Below are 6,000 nucleotides of genomic sequence, written 5' to 3'. Positions count from 1 at the left end.
CAGTCCATTTTGGGATTTTTTTTGATTTGGCGATTAATCAGATCGCAAAAATTGGACTGAGTTCCCTCCAAGTGATCTACTATTTTGAAAGCTTATTTATAACATCCGTTTTATTTTCATCTATTTTTGTTTCTGGCAAAAACATTGAAAATAATCACCTCAAATCCCATTTTATAACTATAAATCGGTAAATTATGTCACAACATCACAATCGTCCATTAAACAAACAAGATTATAAAACACTGTCCTTAGCTGCTTTAGGCGGCGCTCTGGAATTTTACGACTTTATTATCTTTGTCTTTTTTGCTGTTGCGCTTGGGGAACTCTTTTTCCCTGCGGATATACCTGAATGGCTCAGGCAACTACAGACATTTGGTATTTTTGCTGCGGGTTATCTGGCTCGACCTTTAGGTGGGATCGTCATGGCTCATTTTGGTGATCTCATTGGGCGTAAAAAAATGTTTTCACTCAGTATATTGATGATGGCCGTACCAACACTGGCTATCGGTATGTTGCCCACCTATGATGCCGTAGGTATTGCTGCCCCTATCCTGCTGTTATTAATGCGGATTATGCAGGGCGCCGCAATTGGTGGAGAAGTGCCCGGAGCCTGGGTTTTTGTGGCAGAACATGTTCCCCATAAACGTGTCGGATTTGCCTGTGGTATTTTAACGGCAGGATTGAGTTTGGGGATTTTATTTGGTTCTCTCGTCGCAACCATTATTACGACTATTTATTCCAGACAAGAAGTCTTGGATTGGGCATGGCGCCTGCCATTTTTCTTAGGGGGCATTTTCGGTTTATGCGCCATGTATCTGCGCCGTTGGCTGCATGAAACCCCTGTCTTCAAGGAAATGCAGGAACGCAAAGCGTTGGCAGAAGAGTTACCACTAAAAACTGTCATTTTGAATCACAAGCGCGCCATCTCTATTTCCATGCTGCTGACATGGCTGCTTTCCGCAGGCATTGTCGTTGTCATCTTGATGACACCAACCTATATGCAGACAGTCTTTAATCTGGAACAATCACTGACTTTGAAAGCAAACAGTCTGGCGATCATCTCATTGGCAATTGGCTGTGTCTCCGTAGGATATTTATGCGATAAATGGGGAGCCGGTATCGTGCTGATTATTGGTTGCATTCTATTGGCTACCACAACTTGGTTTTTCTACCACAATATTAGTCATGAACCGCTTAAACTATTTGGTGCTTATTCCCTCACTGGCCTGACTGTAGGTGTGATTGGTGCAACCCTTTTGTCATGGTAAAAAGTTACCCGCCAGAAGTCAGGTTCAGTGGCATTTCATTTTCCTACAATTTGGCTTACGCCATTTTTGGTGGATTGACACCAATCTTCGTCACTTTATTACTGGTATATACCGCATTGGCTCCCGCTTACTACATGATGCTCTTATCGGTTGTTGGTATTTTATTGGGATTTTACTTGCGGAAAAAATCTATCTAAAATAAAAACACACAATCAACCATCTCCAGGGCGATTGCACAGTTTCACTTCCTGATTATCCGGCGGCGCTTATTAAACAGATCCGGCAATATCGTTTGTGATACACACTGCCACTCAATTTTATTGATAGCAACGCCCTGTTTGGCAAAATAATCTGACAGCGCTGACTGACAGTGCCGAAGAACCTCAACAGCACAATCTCCTTCCAATTTCAGTGACCACTCAGTCTGAGTTAGCCGATAATCACTGGTTAGCGGCAGAGTATTAGCAATAATCCGCGAACAAGGATCAGCAAAAATACTCACTGTTCCCCCTGCCAGCGCAGGTAAAATGAGCTGGTCATCATTGCGTCCTTCTATACGCTCTATCGCCAATGCAGGATTGCCGCAATCACACGGGGTTTTCTTCATCACCAAAATATCATCAAGTTTGTAACGCACAATGGGTTGGGTTTCCCGTGTAAAATCGGTAATGATGGGGTTAAAACGCGATTCATCGATCCATTTTGGCTCAATATGCAGAAACTCTTCATTAAGATGCAGTGTTCCATGTGAGCAGGTACACGCCAGAAAGCCTTCCGTTGCCTGATAAATTTCGCCCACTTCCCTGAATACGGTTTTCAATAGTTGGCGATCTTGCGGCTCCAGCACTTCTGCCACCGAGATCACTTTAACCGGCGGCAATGATACTTCGCCTTGTTGGAGCTTCAATGCCAGCGCACGCAATACTTGAGCCGGTGCTACGATAATCGTTGGTTGATACTCTGCTAACGCTTGTACTTGCTGATGAAAGTCAGCGAACAAATCAAAAAAACGGAAGGATATCCAACGGTTCTGGACACTATCGTAGAGATTGTTCCCCGCCCGTAAGAACAGCGCCACTCGCTCACCGTGAAATACGCCCTTTGGCAGCATTTTGGCAAGCAGGGTTCCTGCCCAAATGCTCCGTTCTTTCGGGCTGGCAACAAAAATACCTCGCTGCCCTGATGTGCCCGATGACATGCCAACGCTGAATTTGCCGACAGTGGGCTTAAAATCTCGTGACTGTTCACTCAACCGCGCACATGCCAAAAGTTCATCGCGTTTTAGACCCGCCGTATTCATCTGGTCGAAATTTTCCATCATGATGGCTTTATTCATCAGCGGGTATTCCGCCAACGGTAAATCACCGTATAAGGAAAAATAAGGACTTTTTGCCAGAACCAGATGCCTAAATCTCGCCAATTCTCGCCATTGATGTTGTTCAAGCTGCTGTCGGTTGGTAAATTTCCACCGTTTTCTGGCTCGCCAATAGTACCAAAGCGTTTTGAATATCATGCCAAATCTCCTTCATGACATAGCTGGATAGGGATCTGCTTTTGATCAATTTGATGCAGCTTATTCAGTGTTTCGTAATAGGCTCGGCTGTCATCCATAATAAGATTCGCCAACTTTGCAGGCCCCCGCAGCTCACGATAATTAGTTGGTGACCAGGCGGCATCGCCCGCCAGCAATATCCAACCCTGTTCAGTCAATACACAAAGACCAAGATGCCCTGCTGCATGGCCAGGTAGCGGAACAATAAGTATCTGTTTCTGGCTTTCTGGCACTGCATAACCTTCCCCCAATACCGCTAATTCTTCTGGCAACGGACTGGTTTCAAACCCTTCATAAAAACTGGCTCTGGATTCGAAATCTTCCGGTATTAACCCCCGCACAAAGGCTTTTTGCAGCGCAGCAATACCGCGTAAGTGACGGGTTTGCCGCCAACCTTCCCCCGAACAGATAAATTTGGCCTGCGGAAAATCCCGTAATCCGGCAATATGATCACCATGAAAGTGAGAAATGATGATGCCATCGATATCACGTGCCTGAATTCCTTTCTCTTTTAGTTGCATCACTAATGAGTCTTTGGTGTCAAAGTAGACTGGCGTGACCGTGCGATATAACCGAATGATCCCATTGCGGGTATGATCGTAAAAATGGCTGGCATAGCCGGTATCAAGCAGCCAGCGCTTATCACCGCACTCCAGCAACCACGCACGCGCCGGAAATTTGCATACGCGAAGACTGGCGCCTTTCAGTGCCATGCAACCGGAATGAGTGCAATATCCCACTTCAAAAACACGTATCTTAACCATGTGAACCTGTCTGCTGGTCTGTCTGTTTTAGCCAGTTGGCCGTTAAATGAATGCCTTCTTCGATGGTATAAATCGGTGAATAACCCAGTTCTTTTCGTGCTTTTGAGTTATCCAGTGTCATAGAATAATAAGCCGCCCCGATACCGTAACGCGTCAGCAACGGCTCTTTTCGGCTGAACATGGCAATGCCTTCCAGTATTGCCGCAACGCCATACAGAAGTGGATAAGGCAATGATTTGATCCGGTAATCAAACTGCATCTCGTCAAATAACTGCCCTAAGATCTGCGCCAATGGCTGTGGCTGTTGATTGGTAATGTTATATATCGCCCCGCTTTGCAAGCCTTCGCGCTGCGTCGCTAATGACATGGCATGAACAACATTCATTACGTAAGTGAGATCCAGGGCATTCCTTCCCCCCGCAGGCAAGGCCATAACACCTTCGCTGGCTTTAACCTGAGCCAGCAAACGCGGTAACAACACTCTGTCATGTGGGCCAAATAACCCACGGGGGCGCAGGATAATATAGGTTGTGTCGGGGTAACGGCAGATCAGTTGGCGTATGCTCTCTTCGGCCAAAAATTTCGTTCGGGCATAATCATTAGCAAAACGCTGGCTGCGCTGACTTTCGGTAACATGCTGCTGGTGGGAAAAATTAAAATAGACGGCTGGAGTAGAAATATGAACAAATCGCTGAATACCACCTATTCCTGCTGCCTGCGCCAACGTCTGTGTAGCAGCCACATTGATACGTTCAAACTCATCAGGATCGCCCCAGGGAGAGGATTTAGCGGCACAATGCCAGACTGCATCACAATCTGACATTAATTCGGTTGCTTCATCTACCGTTAAGGTCGCCAGTTCAGCGCGACGAAATTCTGCGCCCAATGAAGTCAACAACGCTCCTGCCTGTTGGTCACGTCCGGTTGCAACCACTGTCTCCCCATGCGATAACAGGTAATCAACGGCATTACGACCTAAACCACTTGTTGCTCCGGTGACAAGAATTTTCATGGTATTAAGATCATCTCACTCAATGAAAGCCCGGCTGCCGTACCCAGCAACATGACATAATCACGACCGTAATAACGCTCTGTCATCATGGCTTCATGCAAAGCACTCGGAATGGATGCCGCAACCTGATTCCCGCGATAACGATAGATATTCACAAATCTTTCATCCCTGATATTCAATCGGTTGCGAATATGTTTCAGCCCTAAATGGCTCGCCTGATGCGGGATCACGGTATCAATATCAGACATTGCAAGATTGGCACTCGCCAGTACACGCGCTGTAAAATCTTCAATTAATGAGGCGGTCAGTTTAAACAGTGGCTTGCCCTGCATCTGGAACAGAAAGTCACTATCTTCCATGCCCGCCCGCAGATTTTTGCGGGTTCCGCCAGCCCGAATCTCGCATAATTCGAGGCCTTCTGGATAAGTTTCATGTTTGTAGGTAACAATTCCGCTTTTTCCATCTCCCCTTTCAACGATCATACAAGCCGCCCCATCACCAAAAATCAGAGATGATTCTTGATGTGACCAATCAATGCCACGGGAAGCCATCTCGGCGGAAACAATGGCAATACGCTGATATTGTCTGGTTGCCAACAACCCACTGGCAGCACTCAACGCAGAGATAAAACTCACACAACTTGAATTAATATCAAAACAGGCAGTACCGGCCTTTAATTGACTCTCGTTTAAAATATGTGCTGCGGAATAAGGTAAGGCTTGAATCGGGATAGCAGAAGCTGAAATCAGCAGATCAATTGAATCTGGCGAGATTTGGTGTGTTTCTAAAGTATTATGCAATGCATCTGCGGCTAATTTAGCCTGTGATGCTTGATAATCAGAATGGTAGCGATATTCTATTCCTGAGTGTCTTTCTACAAAACCTTTCGGTTTGTTTAATCTTAAATCTAAATCGGTGGAATACACTTTGTTTTCTGGTAAAGCAACGCCAGACGCAATGATCTTTAATGGGATCAATTCATGTGAATTTTTCATTTTTTTATTGCTTCCAAGTGTTAATTTTTTGTTTTAATTCGTTGTCAGAATATGAAGTTAATTCTGAATAGGGTGAGAATAAATGATTATTTATCAGATAGACGATTAAACAGGAAGTATATATTTATGATACATCATATTATTAATTTGAAACACTCAACGCAGTTATATGAAAAATAAAAAGTTTTCTCAATTCATCATTTCAATATCATGAAATTTTTTTAATGTGGAAAATATATTATGAGATTTAATTATGGCGTTTGTTGTCTATATGTAAAATAAAAGTCAATGTAAATTGACAAATAAACACACTTGATATAATTAATGAGAAATAGTCATTTTTAGTTTTTGTTTCAAAAGTAAATTATATAAATATAGTCATCCTAAGATTTTGAATAAGCATTAGCCC

Annotated in this window: 4 protein-coding genes and 1 pseudogene; 1 reads left to right on the top strand and 4 read right to left on the bottom strand. The window is 44.1% G+C overall.

All coding sequences use genetic code 11. The features are described from left to right. Positions 1-194 precede the first annotated feature (194 nt). A pseudogene (locus Xedl_RS14030) lies at positions 195-1,465 on the top strand (MFS transporter). Positions 1,466-1,509: 44 nt separating this feature from the next. On the opposite strand, the gene Xedl_RS14025 reads toward Xedl_RS14030, so the two are convergent. Genes Xedl_RS14025 through Xedl_RS14010 form a run of 4 tightly spaced genes read right to left on the bottom strand, consistent with a single transcriptional unit; the run spans position 1,510 to position 5,591 of the window. After that, the gene (locus tag Xedl_RS14025; protein ID WP_074024452.1) at positions 1,510-2,781 is read right to left on the bottom strand and encodes a F390 synthetase-related protein; all 1,272 of its coding nucleotides are present in this window, start codon (positions 2,779-2,781) and stop codon (positions 1,510-1,512) included. Continuing rightward, positions 2,778-3,584: an MBL fold metallo-hydrolase gene (locus Xedl_RS14020; protein WP_074024451.1), complete on the bottom strand. Its 807-nt coding sequence runs from the start codon at positions 3,582-3,584 to the stop codon at positions 2,778-2,780. Before Xedl_RS14020 ends, Xedl_RS14025 begins: the two co-directional genes overlap by 4 nt. Next, positions 3,577-4,596 (bottom strand): NAD-dependent epimerase/dehydratase family protein, encoded by a 1,020-nt coding sequence (locus tag Xedl_RS14015; RefSeq protein WP_074024450.1) that lies wholly within the window; start codon positions 4,594-4,596, stop codon positions 3,577-3,579. The genes Xedl_RS14020 and Xedl_RS14015 overlap by 8 nt, the downstream gene beginning before the upstream one ends. After that, the gene (locus Xedl_RS14010) at positions 4,593-5,591 is read right to left on the bottom strand and encodes a 3-oxoacyl-[acyl-carrier-protein] synthase III C-terminal domain-containing protein (RefSeq protein ID WP_074024449.1); all 999 of its coding nucleotides are present in this window, start codon (positions 5,589-5,591) and stop codon (positions 4,593-4,595) included. The genes Xedl_RS14015 and Xedl_RS14010 overlap by 4 nt, the downstream gene beginning before the upstream one ends. Between the last annotated feature and the right edge of the window lie 409 nt (positions 5,592-6,000).

This window comes from Xenorhabdus eapokensis (assembly GCF_001908105.1).
This window is presented reverse-complemented; position numbering and strand designations above follow the sequence as displayed.

What these genes read in the sequence shown, in the direction of transcription:
- Xedl_RS14020 (WP_074024451.1), bottom strand. Translation starts at nt 3,584, where the DNA reads ATGGTTAAGATACGTGTTTTTGAAGTGGGATATTGCACTCATTCCGGT.
- Xedl_RS14010 (WP_074024449.1), bottom strand. Translation starts at nt 5,591, where the DNA reads ATGAAAAATTCACATGAATTGATCCCATTAAAGATCATTGCGTCTGGC.
- Xedl_RS14015 (WP_074024450.1), bottom strand. Translation starts at nt 4,596, where the DNA reads ATGAAAATTCTTGTCACCGGAGCAACAAGTGGTTTAGGTCGTAATGCC.
- Xedl_RS14025 (WP_074024452.1), bottom strand. Translation starts at nt 2,781, where the DNA reads ATGATATTCAAAACGCTTTGGTACTATTGGCGAGCCAGAAAACGGTGG.